Below are 25,754 nucleotides of genomic sequence, written 5' to 3'. Positions count from 1 at the left end.
GAGGTAAGCAATGAACAGCCCGGAGCAAGCGAATCGGAATGGCCCATCCAGCGGCCAGCCGATCATCGAAGTTGAGCGTTTGGCGAAACAGTACGGCGCCCATACCGCCGTCGGCGGTGTCAGCTTTACCGTAATGCGCGGAGAAGTGTTCGGCCTGCTCGGTCCTAACGGCGCCGGTAAGACGACAACGATGGAGATGATCGAAGGGCTTCGCAAGCCGGACGGCGGCACGGCCAAAGTGGCCGGCTTCGACACGCAGAAAGAGCTGCAGAAGGTGAAGGAAGTTATCGGCGTTCAGCTTCAATCGACCTCCATGTTCGAATTGCTCAAGGTGAAGGAAATCGTTCAGATGTATGCAAGCTTCTACCCGAAGCCCGTTCCGATCGAGCCGCTGCTCGACTCGATGATATTGACCGAGAAGCTTAACGGCCGGGTTAAGCATCTGTCCGGCGGGCAGAAACAGCGGCTCGCCATCGCCCTCGCGCTCGTAAACGATCCGCAGGTCGTCTTTCTCGACGAACCGACGACCGGGCTCGATCCGCAGGCGCGAAGAACGCTGTGGGATATTATTTTACGGCTGAAAGAACAAGGAAAAACCATTGTGCTCAGTACGCACTATATGGATGAGGCTCACGTCCTTTGCGACAGAATCTGCCTCATGGACCAAGGCAAGGTAATCGCCCTCGATACGCCGCAAGCTCTTGTCCGCAGCCTGCATTCGGACAGCGCCATCGAGTTTCGGGCCCCGGGCTACGAATCGCTGCCGGAGTCCGAGCGAGTCTCCATCGTTCAGCTGCTGCAGTCCGTTAATGAAGTGAAGCAAGTCGAAATGCGCAAAGATGTGTTCGTCCTCTACACCGATAGTTTGCAAACTTCTTTAATCGACTTCATCGGCAAGACGAACGAGGCGAGGGTCTCCTATGCCGAGCTGCAGACCCGCACGGCAACGCTCGAGGACGTATTCATCCATATGACGGGAAGGAGCTTGAGAGAAGGATGAACTCCGCCTACATTCAGCTGACGATCGCTCAGCTTCGTATTTTCTCGCGCAACCGTCAAGTCCTGATCTTCACCCTGATTTTCCCGATTCTGCTCATGGTTGCCCTCGGTTCGTTCGTCGGCCGCGGCAGCTCCGTTTCGCTGGATACGATCGTGATTGACCGGGACCAGACATCGCAATCGAAGTCTCTGTTCAGCGCGCTGCAGGGCCAATCGGCGCTGCGTGCGGAAGCCGCCGGCGATGAAGCGGCCGCCCTCGATGCGATCAAGAAGGGCGAGAAACAGTTTGTCGTCGTGATTCCCCAAGGATATGGCGCCCAAGTCGGCGCTGCCGGCGGAAGCGGCAAGCTTGACGTCTACTTCGACGAGACCAATTCAACCGTTGCGGCAGTCGGTTTGCCGGTTATCGAGCAGATCGTCGACGGCGTCAGCAAAACGATCACCGGCTACAAACCGGCCGTTACGGTTGAACGCAAAGGCGTACGCTCGCTGAATCTGACTTATATTGATTTTCTCGTTCCGGGCATAGTCGGCATGATGATTATGTCCAACAATTTGAACGGAGTCGCCGGACAAATCGCCTCCTGGCGGGAGCGCGGCGTCCTTCGCCGCATGCAGAGCACGCCGCTGCGCGCATCGACGTTCATTGCCGCCCAGATTACGGCCCGTCTGCTGTTGAACGGCATACAAGCGATGATCGTGCTGCTCATCGGCGCGCTGTTCTTTAACACGCAGGTGAACGGTTCTTGGCTTCTGCTGATTATGTTCGTCGTACTGGGCACGCTCGCTTTCATGGCCATCGGCTTCATTATAGCGGGCCTGGCGAAGACGCCGGAATCGGCCGGACCGATCGCTGGCATCATCTCCTTCCCGCTGCTGTTCCTCGGCGGCGTCTTCTTCCCGATCAACTCCATGCCGGAGGCTATGCAGTCGATCGTGAAGCTGCTGCCGATCGCGCACTTGACGTCCGCGCTGCGCCAGGTTATGAACGTCGGCGCCGGGCTCACCGAGCTGTGGCCGGAAGCCGCACTACTCGGCGGCTGGATGATAGTCGCATTCGTTATTGCGAGCTTTACGTTCAAATGGGATTAATTCCAGGCGACAAAAAGGACTTCGGCTGCACTTCAATGCGTCCGAAGTCCTTTTTTTGTTGCATGAGGTCAATATGCGAAGCATTTTTTCTGCGGATTAGCGGGGATTTATGGATGACCGAGCACTCGCTTGACGACAAGCTCAATCCAGCTCCACGGCAGCAGCTGCTTAAGCGCGATGTTGCGTCGCACGCCGCGGCCGATCGGATAGCGGAGCTTGGGCGGCCTGCGGCTTAAGGCGATACGAGCGATCAGCTCCGCCACTTCAGACGGGTCGCCGCCCGACGCGGCAGACTGCTTCATCATCGACTGCACCCCGCTAGCAAGCCTGGCATAGGCGGAATGGGGGTCTGCATGAAAATCGCCTCTGCTCCAAATATTCGTTTGATACGGCCCCGGCTCGACGATCGATACATGCACTCCGAACGGCAGCAGCTCCAGCCGAAGCGATTCGCTGAAGCCTTCCAGTGCGAATTTGGACGCCGTATACGGCCCCATCGCCGGAAAGCCGAAACGGCCGCTGATGCTTCCGATTTGGATGATGCGTCCGCGTCCCGCCTCCCTCATATAAGGCAGCACCGCCTTCGTCATGGCGATGACGCCAAATACATTCGTATCGAACTGCCGCTTCCAGCCCTGCAGTCCGATCTCCTCCGTAAAACCCGCAACAGCGATTCCGGCGTTATTCACCAGAACGTCAATGCGGCCGTATGTTGCGACGATTTGCCTGACGAGCTCCTCCGTACGAGCCTCAATCGTGACATCGAGACATTCGCAGACGAGCCGGCCCTCGACCCCGGCCTGCCTGGCTTGCTCCAGCAGAGGCCCCCGCTTGCTCAGATCCCGCATCGTCGCTACAACGAAGCAGCCGCCGCGGGCCAGCTCGACGCACGTCCCCAACCCAAATCCGCTCGACGCCCCGGTAACAATCGCCACCGGCATTCCCGAGCTCCCTCGACTCGTCACCGTCACCGGCCTCCCCTTTACATATACTGTTTCCATTGTATCGGCTAGCTCCGCCCTATTCCAACCGACGCCCGTACCTCTCTGCTTGGCAACCCATATGATGGGAACAGAGACAAATTCATATGAGGCGGTGATACCATGGTGAAACGTCCGAAGCGCCGATGGGACAACACGAAGCTGGGGAAGGCCGTATTCTTGTCGACGAACGATAAGATTCGCCCCTTCGTACCCGACACCCGCAAAGCGACTAGGGCAGCAGTGGCCTCCATGCTCGAGCAATACGGCACGATCTATGTCAAACCGACGATCGGAACGGGCGGCAGAGGAATTTTTCGCGTGTGGATCCAGCAAACGGCATCAGAACCCAGCCGGCTACTCGATACAGACGAGCAGCAGGCTCAAGGTCAGGAAGAACAAGCTCCGGCACAAACCGTCTACTGCTATCAACGCGGCCTAACCGCTCGGACATTTTCGACGTTTGATGACCTGTATACATCAATGAAGGAGAAAATGGGTCCCAAGTACCACGTTGTTCAGAAAGGCATCGACCTGCTCCATTATGGCGAGCGACCCTTCGACGTTCGCGTGATGGTGCAGAAAAATGTCCGCGGAGCTTGGGTCGTGACCGGGATTATCGGTCGTGTCGCCCACCCTCGCAAAGTCGTCACCAATTACCATAACGGCGGAACGCCTCTTCCGATGCAGCTGCTGCTGAAGCCGCATATCGATCCGGCCGAGCCTCAGGAAGCCTATATTCGTTCACTGTGCAGGCTCGGGCAACAGATCGCCCGCCATATGGAAACCGGCTTTACGTGGGTGCGCGCGATCGGCATTGACTTTGGCATCGATACAGATCTTCGGCCGTGGGTGCTGGAAGTCAATACGCTGCCGGACATGAACATTTTTCGCAAGCATCCGGATCCGTCCGTATATCGCCGTATGGTGCGCCTCAGCGGATTGGCCCGCCGGGCAGGGCATTAGGACGTTTGGACGATATACGGACATTCTTTTCAAAAAATATAGACTTTAGCCCTTCTCGTTTCCTCTCGATTGTAGTACAATAGAACTACAATAACTAGGCAACTACCAATGAGGGAAGCGGTGATGCGTATGGCACTCAGTTTGACAGTAGACAATTGCCCGAAGTGCGGAGCCATTTACCATAAAAATTTGCGAAATATGTGTTCCGCCTGCAGCAAGCAATTGGACGATACACTGGAGATTTGCCATCGCTTTATGTGGAAGAACGAGAAAGCTACCACAGAGCAGCTGCACCAGGCAACCGGCGTGCCGATCGACACGATCGAGCAGTTTCTTAAGCAGGAAAGGCTGCGCATTCGTTCGTTTGTCAATCTGACCTATCGCTGCGAGCGCTGCGGTCGCGGTATCCGGGAAGCCAGAATATGCCTGCACTGCGCTCATGAGTTCAAGCAGGCGTTCCAGCCGGAGAAGCGCGCAGAGCCGGCGGCGGCTGCCGGCATAGGCTTTCGTTCGCGCATGTAACCTAAGACGACCGCTCAGCCTCGGACAGAGGAAGGAGCGGTCGTTTGTTTTGGGCGTCGTCAAACCAGTCTATTGAACGTTGCTGTACTGCGGCCGAATACGGCTTCCCTCTGCTCTGCCGAACAGCCGGGCGTCGATTCTCATTCCGGCTTGATCACTCCTTTGGTCAACAGGATGTTCGCATACGCCGCCTTCTCCCCCGTTGCCACGATTGCATACGCCAGCTTGGCGCGTTCGTAGAATTCGAACCGTTCGATCAGCTCGATGCCGGGCCTGCTGCCTTCATGCTTCGCGATAATCGCTTTGTACTGTTCCCAGATGGCCGGGGCCTCCGGATCGCCCGGTACGACCTGCATCAGTCCGACCGGCTGCGGCACATACGTATCCAGCGGGAATAAGGCGAGAATCGCGTCGAGCAGCGCCGGTACGCCGTGACCGTCCGCACGGATCAAGGAAGAGGCGCAGGAGGCCGCAGGAAAATTGCCGTCCGCCAGCACGATCGTATCGCCGTGGCCCATCTCCATCAGCGTCTTCAGCAGCTCCGGAGATAAAATGGCCGGTATTCCTTTCAGCATGCTGTTTCCTCCTTTAGGCTTTGATGGTAGGTTCGTCAAAAGGCGCCGTATCGGCGATTTCCTTCAGCGTAACGGGCCGGTTCTCGTTCCACGACACATACGCGCCAAACACCATCTGCAGCGTCCGCAGGTTGTCGGTTACGCTGTTTTCCGGTTGCCGGTCCTGTTCAATAGCGAGCAGCAGCTCGCCCATCGTGCCCATGAAGGCATGCGGAAACCATTTGCCGTGCAGACGCGGCGTAAACCAATAATCCTCGTGCACCGCCTTCGTATAAAAGCTCAATGTATCCTCCCGGCCGACCGGATAGTTGTACAACGAGCCGTTCGTTCCCTTGACGATGCCTTCCGTTCCTTCGAAGCGAAACGTCGCATACCAATCGTCTTCCCCGCCGATATGGTTATGATTGTCATGAATGAGTCCGCGCGCCTCACCCGGGAATTTGATATGAAGCAGCGTGCGGGTTTCCCCTATGCATTGTTGTCCGGGAAACCGCGCCCCGTCTGCATACACATATTCCGGCTCCCCGAACAGGAACCGGATCGAGTCGATATAATGAATGCTGTGATACATAAACTCCAGCGTCGGCATTGTTCGCAGCCATGGCCAGCTGGCGAACTCCTGCTTGACGTTGACGGCGATGCTCGCCTGCAGCAAGTCGCCGAGCCAGCCGCGCCGCATCAGCGTATGACTGGCGCGAATGCCCGGCGACCAGCGCATTTGCTGGTTGACCGCCCCCTTCACCCCGGCTGCGGCGCACGCCTTGGCGATGCGAACCGCGTCGGCGTAATTCTCGGCCAACGGCTTCTGGCACAGCATATGCTTACCCGCCTCGGCCGCCTGCACCGCAAGATTCGGCTGCACCTTCGCCGGCACGGCAAAGTCGACGACCTGCACTTGAGGGTCGGACAGCAGCTGCTCGTAGGTATCGTACACTCGACCGATCCCGTATTGCGCAGCCAATGCTTCTGCGCGAGCCTTGTTCACATCGTAGATTCCGGCCACATGGAACCCTGCCATCCGATACGCCGGAAGATGGCACGCTGCCACGATCTCTCCGGCGCCGACGATCGCTATGCCGACATCCTTATCGCTGGGAAGAGCCGGTCGATAATTCAAATCCAGCCATTCCGCTTGCACGCTTCCGTACCCGACACTCACTGTCGACAGCTCCCTTCTGTTCCATCCCGTTTCTTACAAGCTCGGGCCGATCCGGTTGATGCTGAATTCCTGGTGGCCGAGAAGCTCGGCCTTCGTCATTTTCCCGGCGGCAACCTCTTGAATTTCCGTCCAAATGCGCTCACCCGCTTCTTCCAGGCTGAGCGTCCCGCTTAGCATGTCGCTGACATCGACGTCCATGTTGTCCTCCATCAGCTTGGCGACGCGGCTGTTCGCGGTAATCTTGATAACCGGAATAACCGCCGCTCCGGTCGGCGTTCCCCGGCCTGTCGTAAAGCAAACGATATGAGCGCCCCCCGCAGCCATACCGGAAACACATTCGATGTCGTTGCCCGGCGAGTCCATAAAATACAGCCCGCCGTCCGGTATCGGCTCGGCGTATTCGATAACTCCGCGGATCGGCGCCGTGCCGCATTTGCTGATACAGCCGAGCGACTTCTCCTCGATCGTGGATAATCCTCCGGCGATGTTGCCGGGGCTCGGATTGCCGCCTCTCATGTCCGCGCCCATCCGCTCGACCTCCTTCTCGAACCGGTCGACGATATGGTACAGCTTCTCCTTGATTTCCGGCGTCTCGCAGCGCTCGGCCAGTACATGCTCGGCGCCGATAATTTCCGTTGTTTCGCAGATGACGACGGCGCCGCCCTGCACGGCAAGCGCGTCGGCTGCGGCCCCAAGCGCAGGATTCGAAGCGAGACCGCTCGTCGCGTCCGAGCCGCCGCATTTGACTCCGACCTTCAGCTTGCTGAGCGGTACCGGCACCTTCGGCTCGCGCTCCAGCACCGCCATCATCCGCTTCGCTTCCTCTACGCCGTGCTGGATCGCTTTGACCGAGCCCCCGACAGACTGGATGTCGAAGAACACGACAGGTTTACCGGTAACCTTAATGGCATCGGCAAGCGCTGCCGGATCGACGACCTCACAGCCGAGCGACACGACGATGACGCCGCCGACGTTCGGATTGCGGCCCGTACCGGCCAGCACTTCGAACGTCCGGTCTTTGTCCGCGCCGATCTGGGAGCAGCCGTGCTGATGCGGTATGGCTACCGTCCCGGGAACCAGCTGCGCGATCCGGTTCACGACTTGGTTCGCGCAAATAACGGTCGGAATGAGCAGCAGATGATTGCGAATGCCGATTTCGCCGTTCGGGCGCTTATAGCCCATGAATGCCGCCTCATTACCCTTACTTCGTGCTGAAGCTGTCGTCATACGGCCTCACCTGCTTTCTTCGCTTGATCTCCGCGTCCGCGGATGCCTTCGATGTTGTGCACATGCACATGCTGTCCGGCTTGAATGTCGGCGGTGGCCCGCCCGATCACTTCCCCGTATTTGCGTACGTCCGCACCGGCCGGGACGGCCGTAATCGCAACCTTGTGGCCGAAAGGAATCGGATCCGCAAGTGTAACCGTTTCCAGACTGCCGTTCAATAAATAGCGAATCGTTTCGCCGGATTGCATGTCCCGCAGTGCGGTAGCTACGTGGTCGCGCCCGTCCATGACGAGGGCGTCGGCCCCGGCTTCAAACTGATGTCCCATGAGCTGCATCTCCTTTATAACCACAAATTGGGGTTATCGATAACACTAACGTATCAAGCATCCCTCTTGCTGTCAATCATTTTGTTGCTTACAATAGATTCTAATGATTTCGGGGCGGGTGACGTCGGTATGATTACGATCTATGATATCGCAAAGAAAGCGAACGTGTCCGCAATGACCGTGTCGAGAGTTATCAATAACACCGGCAAAATCAGCGAGGCGACGCGCAAACGGGTCAAGCAGGTCATGGAGGAGCTGCACTATGTGCCGAATTCCACGGCCCGCAGCCTGGTTCTGCAGAAGACGATGATGCTGTCGCTGCTCATCACGGATATTACAAACCCGTTCTTCACGACGGTTGCCCGCGGTGCGGAGGATACGGCCAGGAAGTTCGGGTACAAAATGTTATTCGGCAACTCCGACGAGGATTACACGAAGGAGAGCGAGTACGTCGATTCCATTGTCTCGACCCGCGTCGACGGCGTCTTGTTTGCTCCTGCCGGCGACGGCTCGCTTGATCATTTGACGCGGCTGCAGAAGCACCGGATTCCGTTCGTCATTCTTGACCGGGAAGTGCCCGGCATTGAATCGGACCTTGTGCTTGGAGACAGCAAGGAAGGCGCGAGGCGGCTTGTTGAGCATTTGCTGCAGCTCGGCCATCGGCGCATCGCTCTGGTGAACGGATCGCCGGACGTATCGACGGCCCGCCTGCGCCAGCAAGGCTATGCCGATGCGCTCAAGCTGGCGGACATTCCGTATGATGATGAGCTGGTCGTGCACATCAGCTACCGCGATTTCCGGGATGACGGGGCGCTCGACCGGCTGCTGGGCTTGGAGCGGCCCCCTACGGCAATATTCGCCGCCAACAATGTGCTCGCCGTCGGCATGATCCGGGCATTGCGGGAACGAGGCCTGCGCGTGCCGGACGACGTATCCGTCGTCTGCTTCGACGATCTCGGCCTCGCTTCCGTGCTCGATCCTTTCTTGACCGTTGCCGCCCAGCCGGCGTATCAGTTCGGCGCTCTCGGCGTGCAGATGCTCCTCGAACGGATCGAAGCGGGACCGGAGCTGCAGCGAAGAACGATTATGCTGCCGTCGGAGCTGATGCTTCGCAGCTCGGTCAGACCGCTTGCCGATGCATGATCTTGCAGAAGCTGGGGAATCTTACCGCTAGCAGTCATTTCAGAGCTAGCGGAGGTTACGAACATATGGCAGTGAAACGGCAGCAAGTCATCGATGCAATCCGCCGTCAGGCGCAGCCGCTGCAGGCTGCATCCGATTTGGATGCGCTTGTGCAGGCGGCGGCGGGCGCCAAGGTAGTGCTGCTCGGAGAAGCGTCGCACGGCACAAGCGAGTTTTACCGCTGGCGGACGGAGCTGACAAAGCGGCTCATTACGGAGCACGGCTACCACTTTATCGCCGTCGAGGGCGACTGGCCGCCTTGCTACGAGGTCAACAAGTATGTGAAACGGATGTCCGGCGCGAAGCGCGATGTGAATGACACGCTCGCCAGCTACTACGACCGCTGGCCGTCCTGGATGTGGGCAAACGAGGAAGTGCGGGAGCTCGTGGAATGGCTTCGAAGCCACAACGAACGGCAGGCTGACGGACGCGGCGCCGGATTTTACGGCATGGACGTATATTCGCTTTGGGAATCGATGGAGGCGATCATGCGCCACCTGGAGCAGTCCGGACAAACCGAGCTGCTCGAGACGGCTAAAACGGCGTTCTCCTGCTTCGAGCCCCATGGCCGTGAAGGCCAGCAATACGGCTTATCGGCGGTATATTGGGCGGAAACCTGCGAGGATGAGGTCGTCCGGCTGCTGCAGGAGCTGCAGGACAAGCGGCAGCGGGCGCCCGGCGCAGGCGATGCCGAAGCGGCACTCAGCGACGAGCTGAACGCGCTCGTTGCCAGAAACGCCGAGCAGTATTACCGGACGATGATCCGCAGCGACTCAAGCTCCTGGAACGTCAGGGACGAGCATATGACGGAAGCGCTCGACAGGCTGCTGAAATTTCACGGCCCCGAGGCGAAAGCGATCGTCTGGGAGCATAATACGCATATCGGCGACGCCCGCGCCACCGATATGGCCCGCGAAGGCATGGTCAACGTCGGCCAGCTCGTTCGCGAACGTTACGGCCGGGAGAACTGCTATGCGATCGGCTTCGGCACCCATAGCGGTACCGTCATCGCGGGCAAATCATGGGGAGCAAAGGCGGAAACGATGCGTGTGCCGGCAGCCGTGGAAGGAAGCTGGGAGGATCTCGTTCACGAAGGAAGCGGCGGGCGGGATGTCGTTCTCATGTTCAGTCGCGGCAAAAGTGAAGGTGCAGGTACGAGGGCTCCTGATGCCGACGGCAAGCCAATGCAAATCGAAGACTATGACGATTTGATGCTGGCGCCGGAGCCGGACGACCGGGATGTGTTCATGAACACGTTCGATCACCGCGCCATCGGCGTCGTATATCACCCCGGCCGAGAGCACTGGGGCAACTATGTGCCCTCGGTCATGGCCGACCGCTACGATGCGTTCATTTTCATCAACCGCTCTGAAGCGCTTCACCCGCTGGCGCCGGAACGGGTCGGCGTATAAGACCGATCTCCGGCAGCGGAGCGTGACCGCATAAACGGCCTCGGGCAGCTCGGCAAGAGCTGTACGGGGCCGTTTGCTTATGCCGACGCTGCCGAAGCCGCAGCCGATCCAGCCTCTTGCGATGCCGCTCCTGCAGCGCGAGCCGATGCCGCGATGCGAAGCGCCTGCCAGAAGCTGATCGCAAACATCAGCCCCGCCGCGGCAAACCATCCGGACGTGCCGAACCAAGCGGTGATCGCACCCCCAAGCAATGGACCGGCAAGGCTGCCGAAGAACATCCACGAATTGACGGCCGCATACGTGCGGCTCTCCATACCGGGCTGAACAAGCCGGCGCACCTGCGCTTGAATGTTCGGCATCATCCCGGCGATGCACAGACCGAGAAGGAAGCGGCAAGCCAGAATAATCGGGTACAAATGCGTGAAAGCTTGCACGGCGCACAAGCATGCCGCCGCCGCCGTCGACAGCTTCAAGAGCGGCAGCGGACCGATCCGGTCGGCTGCCCGGCCGAGCAGCGGCGAAAACAAGATGACGGCCAGCGACGTTACGGACAGCGTAATCCCGAGCTGCCATTCCTCGCTTAGCCATGCAAAGCGATAGGTCGACTCCGCTACATAATACGGCAGAACGGGCTGCATCCCGACCAGCGAGAAATTGACGCAAAGCGCGCTGAGCAGCAAGGAAGGAAGCGGTTTGCAGCGCCATAGGACGACCCAGTCCTGCTTGAACGACGTCTTCGCCGCGGCATCGGCCGGCTGTGCCAGCGGCGCCTCCTTAACGAACAGCGCGACGCAGACAGCCGCCAGTGCGATGCACAGGCTCATGGCCGGAAACGCTTCGCGGGCCGGGAGCAGCGTAAGCAGCAGCGACCCGGCAAGGGGCCCGAGCAACGAGCCTGTTTCGCCCATCGTCTGCATCGTTCCCGCCGAAACCCCGACCTTGCGTTCCGCAGCTCCGATCAGCACCAGCACCATGGCAAACGGTAGGATGCCGGTAAAACAGCCCTGCACAAAACGCAGCGCCGTGAGCAGCCAAGGCTCGTGAGCAAGCGACATCAGCGCCGTAACGACCGCCATCCCGAAGCCGGACCAGAGCATGACCGGCTTGCGCCCGTAACGGTCGCCGAACCGCCCGAGCAGCGGCATCGCCAGCATCATGGCGATGAAGTTGGAGGAGAAGATCAGCCCCGACCAGATAGGCAGACGACCGCCGCTGACGGCCCCGCTCTCCTGGAGAAAGCCGGGCAGCAGCGGCGTAAACATGCCGTGCGCCGTCGAGACGAGCAGCTGCACGGCAAGCAATGCGGCAAATTGACGATTCCAGCTGTAGCGCTCCATCGCGGCGCCCTAGAAGGAGCCTTCGATGATACTCTCCCGCAGCGGGCGTCGGCCGCTCGGCAGCTCTTTCTCCTGCAGCGCCTCCGGAAGCGCTTCGCGTGCGCCGCGGTAACCAAGCGCGACGATCGCGTGCAGCTCGACATGTTCCGGCACGTTCAGCACTTCGCGCGCCTGATCCTTCTCATACCCGCCGACCGCTCTCGTAGCAAGGCCGAGCAAATGCGCCTGCAGCGCGATGGAGGCCCAAGCGGCACCTGCGTCGAAAGCGTGGGACGGACTCGGCTCCCCGTTGTCCCTCAGCTTGCTCGAAGCGATCAAAATGAGCACAGGCGCGTGATCCGTCCATGCCCGATTGCCTGGCTTGATGAACGACGCGAACTTTGCCTTCTGCTCGTTCGTCTTCGCCACGATGAAACGCCATGGCTGGCCGTTGCTGCCGGACGGCGCCCAGCGGGCCGCCTCCAGCACCGTGTACAGCACGTCGTCCGATACCGGCTTCGCCTCAAACGAACGGGGCGACCAGCGGTTTATAAATACCCCATCAACCGGGTGATCCGCCCGGCGATGAGCCGCGACCTCAGGCACAATTTGCGCTTGCAAAGTTGGTTTGGCTTCCGTTGTCATTTGGATTACCATCCTTTTCCTCGAAGATTTCCATTTTTAATAACCCAGACATACCAGTCAAAATCTGTGCAAAGCCTCATTAAGCATCAAAACCAATTCCATCTGTGCGCAAAACGCAAAACGGAGACATGCCTGCGCCATGGCAGGAACGCCTCCGTTTGTACGGTAGGGTAAGTTATCGAAATAAACTACACTAATCCAATGGGAATTAACTTAATTGAAACCGATCATATCAGGCCCAATGACACTATGCAATATTTATTTTTGGAAAAAAGTTCTCTACGAGTTCCGCTTATAAGCGTCATACAGGAAATCGACGAGATGCACGGCTTGCATCCCTTTGCCCTTCGCATGCTTCTCGATCCCCAGCTTCATCTGCAGCAGGCAGCCGGGGTTGCTCGTTACGATGTAATGCGCGGCGGTCGCCTGCGCATGCCCCATTTTCCGCTCGAGAATGGTCCCCGCCATTTCCGGCTGCGTAATGTTGTAGATGCCTGCCGAGCCGCAGCATGCGCCCGCTTCCATCATCTCCACGAACTCGACGCCGGCCGTGTTATGCAGCAGCTGCCGGGGCGCTTGACCGCCCCTCATTACGTTCTTGAGGTGGCAGGAATCCTGATAAGTTACCCGCACCGAAGGAGCTCCGCCGCCGGCGCGCTTCGGAGGGCCGAGCTCCTTGCCGTTTTCCAGCAGCAGCTTGCTCACATCGATGACCCGGCGGGCGAACCATTCGGCTCCCTCCCTCCACTCCGGCTCATTATGCAGCAAATGATCATACTCCGTCAAAATCGCACCGCAGCCGCCCGCATTGGAGACGATATAATCAACGCCGATATCACGGAACGCGCGAATATTATTCTTGGCGAGCTGCTTCGCCAGATCGGCTTCGCCGCTGTGGGCGTGGAGCGCGCCGCAGCAGTTCTGCGCCTCGGGGATGACAACCTCGAAGCCGGCAGCGGACAATAGCTCCACCGTCTTCCGGTTCGTCTCCGTGAACAGCACATCCATCAGGCAGCCGCGGAACATGCCGACCGTCCCCCGCTTCTCGCCTTCGGCTGGTATACGGGTTCCTAGCAGCTCCACGACGCCTTTGCCCGACGCCTCCGGTAAAATCCGCTCCATATCGGCCATATGTTTGGAAAACATGCCGACGATTCCAAGCTTGCGCGCCGCCTTCTGCAGCCCGGACTGCCGGTACAGCCGAAGCCCTTTGCCGAGCAGACGCATCCGCCTCTGATGCGGGAACAGCCCGCGGAATACGACGCCGCGCACGGCCTTCACCCACCAGCGATGCCTCGTCGTATGGTCCTCGATCGCATCCCGGGCCTGCTCGATCAGCCGGCCGTATTTGACGTCGGCCGGACAGGCCGGCTCGCAAGCCCGGCAGCCGAGACAGTGGCTCATCTGCTCTTCGAAGCGGACGTTCGGCTCGAGCAAGCCGTCGACCGTCGCCTTCATGAGCGAGATGCGGCCGCGCGGCGATTCCGCCTCGATGCCGGTTTCCTTGAACGTCGGGCAGGCGGGCAGGCAGAAGCCGCATCGCATGCAGTTCGTCAGCTGATCGTAATCGAGCTTCTGCTTGAGCGCCTCCTGCAAGGAAGCTGACGATCGGTTAGCCACGGCCGATCACCACCCTGCGCCGGGCTTGTTTCGCGAACATTTTGCCCGGATTCAATATGCCGTACGGATCGAACGCCGCCTTGATCCCCTTCATCACTTCAATCCCCGCTTTTCCGACTTTCCACTCCAGGAACGGCGCCTTGACGAGTCCGACTCCGTGTTCGCCGGTTATCGTGCCGCCGAGCCGGATGGCCGCCTCGAATATTTCCTCGAACGCCTCCTCCACCCGGTGTACCTCGTCGCGATCGCGGGCGTCGGTCGTCGCCGTCGGATGCAAATTGCCGTCGCCCGCATGTCCGAACGTACAGATCTGCACGTTATGCTTCTCCGCGATCCGGTTAATTTCCAGCACCATATCGGCAATCTTCGAACGCGGTACGGTCGCATCCTCGAGAATTGTCGTCGGACGCAGCCGGGCCAGCGCGGTGAAGGCGCTGCGCCGCGCCGTAAGCAGCTTTAGCGCCTCTTCCTGATTGCATGCAACTTGAATTTGATCGGCCTGTTCCTCGCGGCAAATATCGGCAATGCGGGCCATATCCCGCTCCACCGGCTCCGGCTCGCCGTCCTGCTCGATCAGCAATATCGCTGCCATATCGCGCGGCAGGCCGAGCTTCGCGAAGTCGTCGACGACTCGTATCGTCGGATTGTCCATAAACTCGAGCGTAGCCGGAATGATCCGGCTCTCGATAATCTTGGATACGGTGCGCGCCGCCCCGTACAAGTCCTTGTACATCGCCAGCATTGTCTTCTTATGCTTCGGCGGCGGAATCAGCTTGAGCGTAGCCTCCGTAATGACGGCCAAAGTCCCTTCCGAGCCGACGAGCAGCTTCGTCAGATCGTAGCCAGCGACATCCTTCATCAGCTTGCCTCCGGTGCGCAGCACTTCGCCGGAAGCGAGCACGCATTCGAGCCCGATTACATAATCCTTCGTCGTGCCGTATTTCAGCCCGCGGAGGCCGCCGGAGCATTCGGCAATGTTGCCGCCGATCGTCGAGATCGCCATCGAGCTCGGGTCCGGCGGGTAAAACAAGCCGAGACCTTCGATATGCTCGATGAATTGTTTCGTGATCAGTCCCGGCTGAACGGTGGCCGTCAAATTTTGCATATCGACCTCGAGAATCGCGTTCATCCGGTGCATGACCATGACAACGCCGCCTTGGACGGGGACGGTGCCGCCGCACAGATTCGAGCCCGAGCCGCGGGAGATGAGCGGAATGCGGTGCTTGCTCAATATTTGCATAATGGCGGAAACTTCAGCCGTACTGGCCGGGTAAATGACGCCGTCCGGCAGGTGCTGGAGCATCGGCGTACCGTCGTAGGAATGCGTGACGAGCGATTCCGGGTCGTCTTTATAATAGGCTTCGCCGACGACGCCGCGCAGCTCTTCGCGAATGTGCTGATCGAGCATGGGATCATACCCCTCCGCAATCAAATTGATCATGTGATCTGATGACTTTTCTGCCATTGTATCTTATGATTGAATAGTTGTATAGATGCTTTTTACCTTCGGAGGCTACGTTCATGTCGATTCAGCACGTGAAACCGCAAAAAGGCTCGGAAATCGTGATGCAGCACCTCAAAGATCAAATCCGTTCCGGAACATACCTTCCCGGCGCCAAGCTGCCTACGGTCGTGGAGCTGGCGGAAAGCTTCGGTGTCGGACGCTCCACGATCCGCGAAGCGCTGAGCGCGCTGAAGGCTATGGGCTGGGTCGACGTCCGTCATGGCGGAGGGACGTACGTCCGCAAGGAGCTGCCGGACGAAGATGGCGGTGCGGGCGGCGGCGGGAGCGGCGGCGGACCGGGGGATCTGTTCGAAAGGTCGGAATCGTTCGTTGAACTGCTCGAGGTCCGCAAGTTTATCGAGGTCGGCTGTGCCACGCTGGCGGCTGAGCGGCGTACGAACGAAGACTTGGAGGAGCTTGCGGCCATCATCGGCCGGATGGAGCAGGCGCTTGGCGACGAGGAGGCCAGCGACGTTGCCGACATTGACTTCCATCTGCGCATCGCGCGCGCTTCGCACAACGCGTTACTGGCGGACATGATGGCTTCGATGGCTCAGCGCCTGCAGGAGAGTATGAAGGATTCGCGCCGGCTCTGGTTTTTCGCGGAGCGCGCCGCTGCCGAAAGCTTGCTCGCCGAGCACCGGGCCATTTATGAAGCGATACGGGACGGCGACCCCGAAGCGGCTTCCAGCCGTATGATGCAGCATTTGCTGAAGGTCGACCGTGTCGTTCAGCGCGAGAGGCCGGCGCCCGATGAAGGTTCGCGGTAAACCGTTCGCACGATAATTTCGGCGATAACGACATCAAGCGCCAGACTGCCCCATACTCCGGCCGTATAAGCGGCAACATAGTCCGCTCCGAATACGCCGGTTCCGATGAATGCGATCGCCTTCGTGAAGAAATTCGTGAAGCAAAACATGAAGCTGCGTACCATCCACCGGCGGTGCTTGTGTACATTGCCGCGCCGAATATACACGAATGCTGCGGCCGTTGCAGCCAGCCACAGGATGTTCATGACGTTGAACCCTACGCTGCTCAGCTTGCCTCCTGTTGCGTGCGGAGCCATGTAACCGGAAGTCAAATCCGTGACGGCGACCGCAAGCAAATAGGTGTATCCGAGCAGACGATGCAGCTTCTTCCGCCTTGCAAGCAGGACGGGAGAGAAGTTTAGCGCCCCGGCACTGAAAGCGATGGCCGCCGCAGCGAGATGAACATGCATGACTGTCAGCCATACGGGCTTATGAAAGGAGGGCCTTAGGACAAGCTTCTCCTGCAAAAAATGACTCGCCTGCGGATCAACGATAACATACAGAACACCCATATACAGCAAAAATGCGGCGATAAACGCCAGCATCAGCTTATAAGCTACATTAGATCTCAACTCTCCGCCGGACTCCTTTCCCTATGGACACAATAAAAACCCGCGGCAAAGGTATGCTTTGCTGCGGGTTTTCGTTCATTGCCTTATAGTGCGGTCGAGAGGAGTCGAACCTCCACGGGGTTGCCCCCACTAGAACCTGAATCTAGCGCGTCTGCCATTCCGCCACGACCGCATATGATATGTGCACGCCCTTAAGATCGGCGAAACTTATCGTATCACGGTTACGAGCGGAGTGTCAAGCATTCAACAAGCCCATTTATTGGCTGCCGTGCAGCCTTGCCGCCGCCTCGTCGATTCGCCGCGTACGAATGATGAGCGCAATGGCGATCAGCGCCGCACCGTTTAGGGCGAACACGAACGGAATCGAGACGAAGCCGCCAAGAAACCCGCCGAGCATCGGTCCGATCATGATGCCCAGCTGATTGAACGACTGATTGAGACCGAACGCCCGGCCCCGGTATTCCGGCGCTGTCGTCTGCACGATCAAGGCGTTGAGCGCAGGGTACACCCCCGCGAAGAACAGACCGTAGCTGAAACGCAGTACGCCAAACGCCACATAATGGTGGAACACGAGCTGCAGCAAATTCCCGACGCCGCCGCCAATCAACCCGATCATAAGAATCCGGCCGTAGCCGAATTTCGTGCCGAGTTCACCCCATTGCGGAGCGGCAAGCGCCGTCGCCACCCCGACCGCGGAGAATATAATACCCGCCGTCACTTTGGCATCGCTGCCGCTGACGCCAAGCTCCAGCACATAGAGCGTCAGAAGCGGTTCAACGATCATGACGGAAGCCGACACGATCGATACAATCACAAGCACCGACATGAGCAGCTTGTTGTGGGACAGCTCTCTAATATCATTGATAACTCCGGAGCGCTTCGCGGCCGGCTTAAAGTTTTCTTCTTTCGCGAACGCCCAGGCAATGACAAAAGAAAGGAACACGACCCCGCCTGCGACCAGGAACGCTTCCCGGTTGCCTACCCAGCTGCTGACGAAGCCGCCGAGCATCGGTCCGACGATGCTGCCGACCGCATTCGAGGTCGCCATCACGCCCAGCGCGTAGCCGACTTTATTTTCCGGAGTATTGGTCCCGACCATCGCGATCGCCGAAGGCACATAACCCGCGAGCAGCCCTTGACAAATACGGACGGCCATCAGCTCGACGGGATGATGCACGAAATAGGTTACAAAATAGAGCATCGCCAAGCTAAGCCCCGAGCGCAGCAGCATCGGCTTACGGCCGTACTTGTCGGCCAGCGATCCCCAGAACGGAGCGATTAACGCGCTGGCCAGGAAGCTGATGCCGAATACCACTCCCGACCAAGCCTCCACATGCTCATGGACGCCAAGCTCGTCTCGCAGAAACAACGGCAGAAACGGAATGACAATCGAATAGGCCGTCGAACAAAAAAACACACCAATCCACAGCACGAGCAAATTACGCCGCCAAGAACCTTCCATCGGTTACACCACATCCTGTCTGCATAATCTGACTTCACACGGCGATAACTCGTCGCTCGAATTCCGTTGCAATTGCAACGATTGACGCATTGATGTCCGGCCATTACTATAAACATCATACCATGTTACCGCTGAAGGAGCGATGTTTTATTATGTGGAATGAGTTTAAGAAATTTATTATGCGAGGCAACGTGATCGATCTGGCCGTGGGGGTCATTGTCGGGGCCGCCTTTAACAAGATCGTCACCTCGCTGGTGAACGACGTGATTATGCCGCCTATCGGCTTACTGGTCGGCAAGGTGGATTTCAAGGATCTGTATATTAATTTATCCGGCAAGTCATATTCCAACTTCGAAGCAGCGAAAGCGGACAGCGCCCCTACAATCAATATCGGCGTGTTTATCAACAACGTGCTTGACTTTCTGATCGTCGCTTTTGTCATCTTCATCGTCATCCGCCAGCTGAACCGGTTTAAGAAGAAAGAGGATGCCCCGTCCGACGACCGCAAGGACTGCCCGTACTGCCGTTCCAAAGTGGACAAGCTGGCTGTCCGCTGTCCGCACTGCACTTCGCATCTGACGGAGGTTCCCCTGAATTCGCATTAGCGGAGCCGATTCGGGGCATGCTACAAGCACTTGTTCCCGAGGAAGGAGGCTTTGCAATGAACGAAGAAAACATCCGCGAGCTGGAGCCGAAATATACCGGCAACAGGCGTCACCTTAGCGAAGGGGAAGCGGAGGCGATCGCCCACGATCCGGCCAATTCGAACAGCGACGACGATCTGCCGGCCGTCACGGAGGATCTTCCTGCGGTAGGGCTTCTCGGCTTCAACCGCGCGCCGTAACCGTCCCGCTAGCAGGAACGCCCCCCCTCTCCCCCCTTTGGATATATCCGGTTTGCGCGAGGGTGCCCAGTCATTCAAAAAGAGCGATGCCGTTCTTCGAACGGACATCGCTCTTTTCTCATCTAACCCGCCTTTAAGGCCGGATCGATCCGTCACAATAGCTTCGCGCCTATGCTTTAGCTGCCCGGTATGCCTGATACCGGCGTCCGGACTCGACCACGGCATCGTACACCGTCCTGCCGATCAAATAGCCGACCTCCGTGGCGGTGCCGGCATACCGGTGCAGCGGCCCGTGCCCCACCGCCGCGATCAGCACCGCGTCGGTCGTCGTGCCGGTCGCATACGCGGCCGGCACTTCCGGGGCGCAGGACGGAGCGGCTACGCGCTCGTCCAGCGCCTGCAGCGCCGCGGCCTTCGCCTCGGTCGCGGTCAGCACGGCGCCAGCCATGGCCGCATCGGTCATGGCGCCGCCGACGAGCACGATCGTATTGATCGTGCCGGGATACAGCTGCGGGGCCGGCAGTGCCAGCCCCGCCCGAGCCTTGTTACCAAGTCCAACGGTAACAAGGCTCGTCACCCGCGCCGCCCCGCAGACGGCGCTCGCCACCGCGGCGTCGCCGACGCGCGCCGCGGTCATCAGGCAGGCGGTCGCCTCCGGCTCCAGCCGCTGCCTGCGCAGGAACGCCTCCATCTCGGCGTTCGGATCGGCATGGTCGTACGTTATGCCGACTTGGCGATTGACGAGCAGGCGGCACTGCCCGAAGCCGCCGCCGAAGGGGGCGGTATTGAGCGTGCGAAGAGGCTCGTCCGACACGGCCAGCAAATACGGATACGGCTCGTCCATCGCCGTCACCCGCCACGCCCGTACACCGGGAAAATCAAGCGGCAGATCCTCGCGCGTCACTCCATGCTGACCGTCCAAGGGCCGATCCGAGCCCCATGCCCGGGACCCTGCCCGGCTTCCGCTTTCCGATACCACTACGCCGTTCACCGCCCCTCGAGTATTTGCTCGACGTCCATCGGCCGCTCCTCCTTGTAGGGCATATACGTATAGTTCCGGTCCAGCTGTACAAGCCGTCGGTTTCTTTTCCGAATAACTACAAGCTTGTCGTCCCATGCGACGACGAACCCTCTGACATCGTTAGCAGGGTCGGCGTCACGCACCACGCGCAGCATCGTCCCATCGATGCGGTATTGATCCAGCTGTTCGTCAGATATCATCGTGATCGTCACCTCCCCCCTAGCATACAATATTCACAGGCCGAAGAACAACGCCGCCCCTACCTGCATGTCCGCAAGCCTTGCACCGTCCGTACATACGAAGCGCTGCGGCCGGGCATCCTAGTGGAAACAAATGACTGGGAAGAGGTGCTTGCGGTGGAGAAGAAAACATTTTACGTAACGGTTGAGCACGGAACGATCCTGGCCGATCGGGAAGCCGACGGCTTTGAATTCGAGATAGAAGCGACCGAAGAAGAGCTTGACCGGCTGCAGCAGCTGTTTGAAGATACGTCGGCTGCGGAAGAAGCGACGGCGGCCCGCGGTATGTTCGCGCCTGTGAACGTCGAAGCTTACAACAACGATTACGATGATCATTTGGTGCAGGTATACCGGATGCTCCATAAGCTCGGAACTCCGGAAACGAAACGCCATATCGAGAGCATGAACATCCTGAACGCACCGGTCTCAGGCTGACCAATACCGGCAGATGCGCGTACGCAATAAAGCCCTCCGTCGTCCGACGGAGGGCAATTCGTATGATTCCGATGCTATTAGCCGACTCTGGAGTCGTTCGTTTCGAACCAGAAATCGAGCACTTTGCTCGACATAACACGCTTCTTGATGTAGTCCGTTTGCTGCTGCGAGAATTGCTGTTCCCATTCTATGGATAGCTCCGTGCAGAGCTTCACAATTGTTAACAGCTCCGACCAGGCGACATAACGCTTATACCAAAAAAATTGAGGATGCTCGATCATATAGGGATACAGGTCATCAAACTCGGTGTGCTTGCAATCCAAGGCACGTTCGAAATGAATCTTCGCTTCGGACAACTTCGTCATCATGTAATTCGCCGGAATATTCGGATTCCCCATCTTCATGCCTCCTCTCTGTGTATCACCTTGACATCATTATAAAGGAAAAAGCGGTTACATGGAAGGCGTATTCCGTATGAAAATAAAGGGGCTTGTTCAATCCGCAAAAGTGATGCGGCCGCCCTCCAGCGATGCGATGCGCGCCAGAGATTCGACGCGGATGCCGCGCTCCCGAATCGAGGAGCCCCCGGCCTGGAACGCCTTCTCCACAGCAATGCCGACACCGAGCAGCTCGGCCCCCGAACGCTCGATAATGCGGATCAATCCGCGGGCAGCGTCACCGTTCGCAATAAAGTCATCCACGAGCAGCACCCGGTCGTCCGCCTTCAAGAACTCCGACGCGACCATAATGTCCGTCACGATCCCTTTCGTGAAGGAAGGCACTCGCTCCACATACAAGTCGTCCACCATCGTGACCGGCTTCTTGCGGCGCGCAAACACCAGCGGGACGCCAAGCTCGTATGCTGTAGCATATGCGATCGGGATGCCGGAAGATTCCACCGTCAGCACTTTGGTCGGCTTGCTTTCGCCGAACAGACGGGCAAATTCCTGACCAATGGCCTTGATCAGCTGCGGGTCGACCTGATGATTCAAAATGGCATCCAGCTTCAAGATTTGGTCGGAGACGACGGCACCGACCTCTAGTATCCGTTTCTTCAGCAGTTCCATCCCGGTACCTCCCGCCTTAGATTTATCAGTAAAGTATCACAATGACCAAGTAGGTTTCAAGTCCTATTTTCAAAATGGTGCTTCCTGCCAGTGTAACTTTTCCCCATTTCAAGCCGTTATATGTATAGATAATACTTGATGTGAACCAAACGAACCGTTAAGATTGATAAAGGCTGCCAACCAAGCCATCCACAAATAGGAAAGGAAGAATGCCTTATGCAACGACAAGCGACCGTTGTCGCCTATCGATATATTGCCGGTTTGCTCATTATTGCGGCATTGGCAGGCTGCGGACGGATGCCCGCCGAGCCTGCGGAGCTGAGCAGTCCTCAGGAGGGAACGCCCGGCTACGGATCGACCCGAAACAGCGGTTACCCGGCTCCTCCAACGGAATCGGGCAGAGATGCAGTCGTATCTAAAGATACGATGCATATTTCCTCTTCGACCACTGAGCCGCCCGTTTCGTATGCCGCACCTGCTGCCGCCCCTTCTGCCGCGCCCAATCTGCCTGCCGCCGAACCGAGCAAGCCTGTCGGCAAGTCGGAGGCGCAAGCCGCTCCGGCCCAGCCGAAGCCGAAGGTCGACGCGGAAGATGCATATAAGGAAGAAAATCCTACGCTGCTCGGTTTAACCTTACATACGGAGCGCGACGCAGTCCTCGCCAAGCTGGGCAATGCGAAGAATAAATTCACGATGGATGACGATGCCGATCCGATTACCGTGTACGAATATGCCGATTTCTCCGTAGGCTTCAATAAGGATAACCGGCTCGAATTCGTCGACGTGCACTCGCCGGATATCGACCCCGGACTGCACGGCCTGCGCATCGGACAAAGCGTTGACGATGCCGTGAAAGCGTTAGGCAAGCCGGATACGAGCTCCACCGTCGTGCTGACTTACCGTACGCAGGGAACGGTGCTGAAGCTGGACCTGGACGCGAAGAGCGGGCTTATCCGGTCAATCAAATTGTTCGCCTCGAAATAAATATAGCCGCTGAAGGTGAATGTGCACCTCAGCGGCTTTTTTACGTCACGAATGGGGGACTTTGTTCCGCCGGTAACGGATATAGAAGAAAAGAGAGACGATCACAATGACCGCAATCACCGAAATGCAAATGCCAAAAAAACGATGAATGACATGCAGCATCTCGTCTGCATTCTCGCCGATAATATGCCCCAGCGTAAAAAAGGTTGCGCACCAAATGAAGCCGCCTGCCCCTGCATACATCACGTATTTCCACCATTTGACCCCGCTGACCCCCGCCAAATAGCAAGTGAAGTGGCGAATTCCCGGCACAAAATAGCCGAAAAATACGGCCCATAGCCCATATTTATGAAACCACGTCTCCGCCCGTTCGATCCGATGCGGGGTTAGCTTGATCCATTTGCCGAATTTGAATAAAAACGGCTTGCCGACCTTGAGCCCTAGCACATAGCTGACCAGCATGCCCGTCATCGAGCCGGCGTAGGCGACCGTTATCGCCAATGTGAACGACAGCGGTCCTCCGGTAGCCGTCATGGAACCGGCTACGGTCATCAGCGTCTCATCCGGTACAGGAATGCCGACAATACCGGCGGCCAGGAGCAAGTATAGGGCGATGTAGCCGTAGTTCGTCAAGAAATCCAACATCGTTTGCTGCACCTTGCCACACTCCTGTACACGGGATTTGATCTCCATTAGGCATGCGCTTGTCCACTCGGTCATACCTTGTACTAAACGCAGCTCGCAGAGCGAAAGGTGGAGACCGTGCGGTGAAATCTTCGGTATCGTCAATAGGTTCGATAATCAAAGTTGCCTTCACATATGTCGGGACAATTGTCGGTGCGGGCTTCGCTTCAGGACAAGAAATTTTGCAATTCTACACCAGGTACGGCTGGATGGCCGAGTTCACGATAGCCTTATCCAGTATATTGTTTGTTTGGCTCGGGATCAAGATGATGCTGCTCGCTTACGACGTCAAGGCCGTGTCTTACGAAGATTTGAACCGGCATCTGTTCGGACAGCGTGTCGGTAACTGGATCTCCATATTCTCCTTGATCGTTCTGTTCGGCATTACGTCCGTCATGCTGGCCGCCAGCGGATCTGTGTTCGCCGAGCAGCTGCATCTATCTCCTCAAACCGGCTTGCTCGTCACCTTGTTCGCTTCGTATTTCGTCATTGTGAAGGGCATGAACGCGATCATGAATGTCAATTCGATCGTTGTGCCGATCATGGTCATGTTTACGGTTCTGCTCCTCGTTTACACGCTGAACAGCCCCGGCGGCGACAGCTGGCTGCACTTGTCCACGGACCACTCTATGACCAGAATATGGCTTGCGCCGTTCCTTTATGTGTCCTTCAATCTGGCAACCGCACAAGCCGTGCTCGTTCCCGTCGGCGCAACGATCCGCAATAGGAACGTGCTGCTCGCCGGCGGTTTGCTCGGGGGCGTCATGATCGGGCTGCTGCTGCTTGCCGTACACATCGCGCTCGCCGCCCAAATGCCGGGCATCGCCCAATTCGATATTCCAATGGCGCATTTGATCAGGCCGTTCGGGACAACACTGCAGTTTCTATATATTTTCGTCATCTACGGCGAAATCTTTACGACCTACATCGCCAATGTGTACGGCATCACGCTTCAGCTTCAGAACTACATGCGCGTGCCGCGGCAAGTCATCATCGTCGCTATACTGACGCTGTCGTATTTCTGCGGACAATTCGGCTTCAAGCCGCTGCTCACGACACTTTATCCGCTATTCGGTCTGGTCAGTATCAGCTGGCTCGTCATGCTCGTCTGGCGTCCCACTGCGCGCTCCGCCCCGCGCTGACGGCGGCTGCCCGGATATGAGCCGGCTCGTGCGCAGCACAATGGCCAGCCGAATCACCATTAGCACCATGCCGAGGAATGAAAACACAACACCGCATAGAAGGTACCCGTAATGATAAAGCGGGTAGCTGGCGCGGTCGCGAAGCACACCGAGCAGATCGGCCAGCAGCAGCAGCGTCCCGCAGCCGAACAGCGCCAGCACCGCCGCATCGAATGCGCTCCAGTGCATGAACAGCTTTGCCGCCGCTTCCGTTTGTGCTTCGGGCGTGCCGCCGCGCTGATTGGCCAGCTGCCGGACCGCCCATGCGGTATAGATGAGCGCTGCGGTTACCGCCACACCGAGTACACTGCCGAATACGGCCAACACCATTTCATTCATCGAATAGCTCCACCTTCGGTTATGGAATACGCGTAAGCGCCAAGACCAGTGCATAGGTCAGCGCAAAAGAAATGATCGGAGCGGCCCAGAGGAGCACCGTGATGAGACGGTGCGTCCCGGTCCGTTCTTTCGTCATCGGACGCCATATGATTCTTTCCGCGATGCTGTCCCGATCCCGCTCGATGCCGCGGTAGGTGAACGGCTTCTGTCGGATTGCCGCCGTATGCACGACCGGATCGGCTCTTTGGCCCGCTGGAGGTGTACGAGGAGCAGTCGAAGCAGACACTTCGCCGGCATCTGTTCGCTCACTCGTTTCACTCTCTCCGGCGTTCGATGGTTTGCTGCCGGAGCTGCCGGAGACCGGCTTAATGGTTCCCCGGCTCCAGCCGACCCGATATGTAATTTCCCGGGGCGAATCGCCGCCCGGCGGCCGATTTCCCGGCTTCTGCTTGTCATCCATGGACTTCGTCCGATCCTTCCGTGTCCGCTTATATTTCTCTATAGTAGACGATCGCGGCATGGAAGGAAAGCATTATTCGTTACGGCAGGCTCCATGTCACAGAAGATGCTCCGGAAACGAACGCGCAGCCGA

30 protein-coding genes and 1 tRNA gene are annotated in these 25,754 nt (G+C 58.2%); 12 read left to right on the top strand and 19 right to left on the bottom strand.

All coding sequences use genetic code 11. The annotated features are described in order from the left end of the window. Window positions 1-10: 10 nt before the first annotated feature. Both ACFFK0_RS01655 and ACFFK0_RS01650 read left to right on the top strand, forming a co-directional pair. Window positions 11-1,000, top strand: coding sequence for an ABC transporter ATP-binding protein (locus ACFFK0_RS01655; protein ID WP_377467994.1), 990 nt, complete (start codon window positions 11-13; stop codon window positions 998-1,000). Further along, window positions 997-2,091, top strand: coding sequence for an ABC transporter permease (locus tag ACFFK0_RS01650; protein ID WP_377467992.1), 1,095 nt, complete (start codon window positions 997-999; stop codon window positions 2,089-2,091). Before ACFFK0_RS01655 ends, ACFFK0_RS01650 begins: the two co-directional genes overlap by 4 nt. Window positions 2,092-2,198: 107 nt before the next feature. Here the strand turns inward: ACFFK0_RS01650 and ACFFK0_RS01645 are convergent, their stop codons facing one another. Next, entirely contained in the window at window positions 2,199-3,056 is an 858-nt protein-coding gene (locus tag ACFFK0_RS01645; protein ID WP_377467990.1) for an SDR family oxidoreductase, read from the bottom strand. 138 nt (window positions 3,057-3,194) lie between these two features. Between ACFFK0_RS01645 and ACFFK0_RS01640 the strand changes: the two genes are divergently transcribed. Beyond that, window positions 3,195-4,037 (top strand): YheC/YheD family protein, encoded by an 843-nt coding sequence (locus tag ACFFK0_RS01640; RefSeq protein ID WP_377467988.1) that lies wholly within the window; start codon window positions 3,195-3,197, stop codon window positions 4,035-4,037. 255 nt (window positions 4,038-4,292) lie between these two features. Continuing rightward, window positions 4,293-4,559, top strand: coding sequence for a hypothetical protein (locus ACFFK0_RS01635; RefSeq protein WP_377467986.1), 267 nt, complete (start codon window positions 4,293-4,295; stop codon window positions 4,557-4,559). Between the two features lie 140 nt (window positions 4,560-4,699). On the opposite strand, the gene fucU is transcribed toward ACFFK0_RS01635, so the two are convergent. The 4 genes from fucU to ACFFK0_RS01615 are packed head-to-tail and all read right to left on the bottom strand — an operon-like array spanning window position 4,700 to window position 7,846. Next, window positions 4,700-5,134: an L-fucose mutarotase gene (gene fucU / locus ACFFK0_RS01630; RefSeq protein ID WP_377467984.1), complete on the bottom strand. Its 435-nt coding sequence runs from the start codon at window positions 5,132-5,134 to the stop codon at window positions 4,700-4,702. A gap of 13 nt (window positions 5,135-5,147) precedes the next feature. Beyond that, entirely contained in the window at window positions 5,148-6,293 is a 1,146-nt protein-coding gene (locus ACFFK0_RS01625; protein ID WP_377467982.1) for a Gfo/Idh/MocA family protein, read from the bottom strand. Window positions 6,294-6,326: 33 nt separating this feature from the next. Beyond that, complete coding sequence (locus tag ACFFK0_RS01620) at window positions 6,327-7,475, bottom strand: UxaA family hydrolase (RefSeq protein ID WP_377467980.1); 1,149 nt, start codon at window positions 7,473-7,475, stop codon at window positions 6,327-6,329. Window positions 7,476-7,516: 41 nt separating this feature from the next. Further along, a complete protein-coding gene (locus tag ACFFK0_RS01615) occupies window positions 7,517-7,846 on the bottom strand; it encodes a UxaA family hydrolase (protein WP_377467978.1) in 330 nt (109 codons plus the stop codon). Between the two features lie 129 nt (window positions 7,847-7,975). On the opposite strand from ACFFK0_RS01615, the gene ACFFK0_RS01610 reads away from it, so the two are divergent. Beyond that, a complete protein-coding gene (locus tag ACFFK0_RS01610) occupies window positions 7,976-8,989 on the top strand; it encodes a LacI family DNA-binding transcriptional regulator (RefSeq protein ID WP_377467976.1) in 1,014 nt (337 codons plus the stop codon). A 65-nt stretch (window positions 8,990-9,054) separates the two neighbouring features. Then, window positions 9,055-10,440, top strand: coding sequence for an erythromycin esterase family protein (locus tag ACFFK0_RS01605; protein ID WP_377467974.1), 1,386 nt, complete (start codon window positions 9,055-9,057; stop codon window positions 10,438-10,440). A gap of 77 nt (window positions 10,441-10,517) precedes the next feature. On the opposite strand, the gene ACFFK0_RS01600 is transcribed toward ACFFK0_RS01605, so the two are convergent. From ACFFK0_RS01600 to ACFFK0_RS01585, 4 genes are all read right to left on the bottom strand, one after another. After that, window positions 10,518-11,777, bottom strand: a complete 1,260-nt coding sequence (locus ACFFK0_RS01600; RefSeq protein ID WP_377467972.1) for an MFS transporter — start codon at window positions 11,775-11,777, stop codon at window positions 10,518-10,520. A 9-nt stretch (window positions 11,778-11,786) separates the two neighbouring features. Then, window positions 11,787-12,401, bottom strand: coding sequence for a nitroreductase family protein (locus tag ACFFK0_RS01595; protein ID WP_377467970.1), 615 nt, complete (start codon window positions 12,399-12,401; stop codon window positions 11,787-11,789). A 279-nt stretch (window positions 12,402-12,680) separates the two neighbouring features. Continuing rightward, window positions 12,681-14,021, bottom strand: coding sequence for a (Fe-S)-binding protein (locus tag ACFFK0_RS01590; RefSeq protein WP_377467968.1), 1,341 nt, complete (start codon window positions 14,019-14,021; stop codon window positions 12,681-12,683). Then, window positions 14,014-15,429 (bottom strand): FAD-linked oxidase C-terminal domain-containing protein, encoded by a 1,416-nt coding sequence (locus ACFFK0_RS01585; RefSeq protein WP_377467966.1) that lies wholly within the window; start codon window positions 15,427-15,429, stop codon window positions 14,014-14,016. Before ACFFK0_RS01585 ends, ACFFK0_RS01590 begins: the two co-directional genes overlap by 8 nt. Before the next feature lie 113 nt (window positions 15,430-15,542). On the opposite strand from ACFFK0_RS01585, the gene ACFFK0_RS01580 reads away from it, so the two are divergent. After that, window positions 15,543-16,295 carry a FadR/GntR family transcriptional regulator gene (locus ACFFK0_RS01580; RefSeq protein WP_377467964.1) on the top strand — a complete coding sequence of 251 codons (753 nt, stop codon included), beginning with the start codon at window positions 15,543-15,545 and terminating at the stop codon, window positions 16,293-16,295. On the opposite strand, the gene ACFFK0_RS01575 is transcribed toward ACFFK0_RS01580, so the two are convergent. The 3 genes from ACFFK0_RS01575 to ACFFK0_RS01565 all read right to left on the bottom strand — a co-directional run bounded on the left by ACFFK0_RS01575 (window position 16,256) and on the right by ACFFK0_RS01565 (window position 18,368). Next, entirely contained in the window at window positions 16,256-16,906 is a 651-nt protein-coding gene (locus tag ACFFK0_RS01575; protein ID WP_377467962.1) for a DUF2306 domain-containing protein, read from the bottom strand. The two genes, ACFFK0_RS01580 and ACFFK0_RS01575, sit on opposite strands and share 40 nt — an antisense overlap. 89 nt (window positions 16,907-16,995) lie before the next feature. After that, window positions 16,996-17,078: transfer RNA gene (locus ACFFK0_RS01570), tRNA-Leu, on the bottom strand. An 84-nt stretch (window positions 17,079-17,162) separates the two neighbouring features. After that, a complete protein-coding gene (locus ACFFK0_RS01565; RefSeq protein WP_377467960.1) occupies window positions 17,163-18,368 on the bottom strand; it encodes an MFS transporter in 1,206 nt (401 codons plus the stop codon). Between the two features lie 152 nt (window positions 18,369-18,520). Between ACFFK0_RS01565 and mscL the strand changes: the two genes are divergently transcribed. Together mscL and ACFFK0_RS01555 are read left to right on the top strand one after the other, a co-directional pair. Beyond that, window positions 18,521-18,973: a large-conductance mechanosensitive channel protein MscL gene (gene mscL / locus ACFFK0_RS01560; RefSeq protein ID WP_377467958.1), complete on the top strand. Its 453-nt coding sequence runs from the start codon at window positions 18,521-18,523 to the stop codon at window positions 18,971-18,973. 56 nt (window positions 18,974-19,029) lie between these two features. Further along, a complete protein-coding gene (locus ACFFK0_RS01555; RefSeq protein ID WP_377467956.1) occupies window positions 19,030-19,212 on the top strand; it encodes a hypothetical protein in 183 nt (60 codons plus the stop codon). Window positions 19,213-19,381: 169 nt separating this feature from the next. On the opposite strand, the gene ACFFK0_RS01550 is transcribed toward ACFFK0_RS01555, so the two are convergent. Beyond that, a complete protein-coding gene (locus ACFFK0_RS01550) occupies window positions 19,382-20,056 on the bottom strand; it encodes an adenosylcobinamide amidohydrolase (protein ID WP_377468087.1) in 675 nt (224 codons plus the stop codon). 143 nt (window positions 20,057-20,199) lie between these two features. Then, window positions 20,200-20,433, bottom strand: coding sequence for a hypothetical protein (locus ACFFK0_RS01545; RefSeq protein ID WP_377467954.1), 234 nt, complete (start codon window positions 20,431-20,433; stop codon window positions 20,200-20,202). 156 nt (window positions 20,434-20,589) lie between these two features. Between ACFFK0_RS01545 and ACFFK0_RS01540 the strand changes: the two genes are divergently transcribed. Further along, window positions 20,590-20,907: a hypothetical protein gene (locus ACFFK0_RS01540; RefSeq protein ID WP_377467952.1), complete on the top strand. Its 318-nt coding sequence runs from the start codon at window positions 20,590-20,592 to the stop codon at window positions 20,905-20,907. Window positions 20,908-20,984: 77 nt separating this feature from the next. On the opposite strand, the gene ACFFK0_RS01535 is transcribed toward ACFFK0_RS01540, so the two are convergent. Further along, window positions 20,985-21,305, bottom strand: a complete 321-nt coding sequence (locus tag ACFFK0_RS01535; protein WP_377467950.1) for a hypothetical protein — start codon at window positions 21,303-21,305, stop codon at window positions 20,985-20,987. 96 nt (window positions 21,306-21,401) lie between these two features. Beyond that, window positions 21,402-21,974 carry a xanthine phosphoribosyltransferase gene (locus tag ACFFK0_RS01530; RefSeq protein WP_377467948.1) on the bottom strand — a complete coding sequence of 191 codons (573 nt, stop codon included), beginning with the start codon at window positions 21,972-21,974 and terminating at the stop codon, window positions 21,402-21,404. Between the two features lie 216 nt (window positions 21,975-22,190). Between ACFFK0_RS01530 and ACFFK0_RS01525 the strand changes: the two genes are divergently transcribed. Then, window positions 22,191-22,958 carry a hypothetical protein gene (locus tag ACFFK0_RS01525; protein WP_377467946.1) on the top strand — a complete coding sequence of 256 codons (768 nt, stop codon included), beginning with the start codon at window positions 22,191-22,193 and terminating at the stop codon, window positions 22,956-22,958. Window positions 22,959-23,003: 45 nt separating this feature from the next. On the opposite strand, the gene ACFFK0_RS01520 is transcribed toward ACFFK0_RS01525, so the two are convergent. Further along, complete coding sequence (locus ACFFK0_RS01520; RefSeq protein WP_377467944.1) at window positions 23,004-23,615, bottom strand: DedA family protein; 612 nt, start codon at window positions 23,613-23,615, stop codon at window positions 23,004-23,006. A 110-nt stretch (window positions 23,616-23,725) separates the two neighbouring features. Between ACFFK0_RS01520 and ACFFK0_RS01515 the strand changes: the two genes are divergently transcribed. Beyond that, entirely contained in the window at window positions 23,726-24,784 is a 1,059-nt protein-coding gene (locus tag ACFFK0_RS01515; protein WP_377467942.1) for a YkvI family membrane protein, read from the top strand. On the opposite strand, the gene ACFFK0_RS01510 is transcribed toward ACFFK0_RS01515, so the two are convergent. Both ACFFK0_RS01510 and ACFFK0_RS01505 read right to left on the bottom strand, forming a co-directional pair. Further along, a complete protein-coding gene (locus ACFFK0_RS01510; RefSeq protein ID WP_377467940.1) occupies window positions 24,710-25,162 on the bottom strand; it encodes a hypothetical protein in 453 nt (150 codons plus the stop codon). The two genes, ACFFK0_RS01515 and ACFFK0_RS01510, sit on opposite strands and share 75 nt — an antisense overlap. Before the next feature lie 19 nt (window positions 25,163-25,181). Next, window positions 25,182-25,622, bottom strand: a complete 441-nt coding sequence (locus tag ACFFK0_RS01505) for a hypothetical protein (protein ID WP_377467938.1) — start codon at window positions 25,620-25,622, stop codon at window positions 25,182-25,184. Window positions 25,623-25,754: the final 132 nt, after the last annotated feature.

This window comes from Paenibacillus chartarius (assembly GCF_042432825.1).
In the GTDB taxonomy this organism is placed as follows: domain Bacteria; phylum Bacillota; class Bacilli; order Paenibacillales; family NBRC-103111; genus Gordoniibacillus; species Gordoniibacillus chartarius.
The sequence above is the reverse complement of the archived record's forward strand: the minus strand, read 5'-3'. Positions and strand labels throughout refer to the sequence as shown.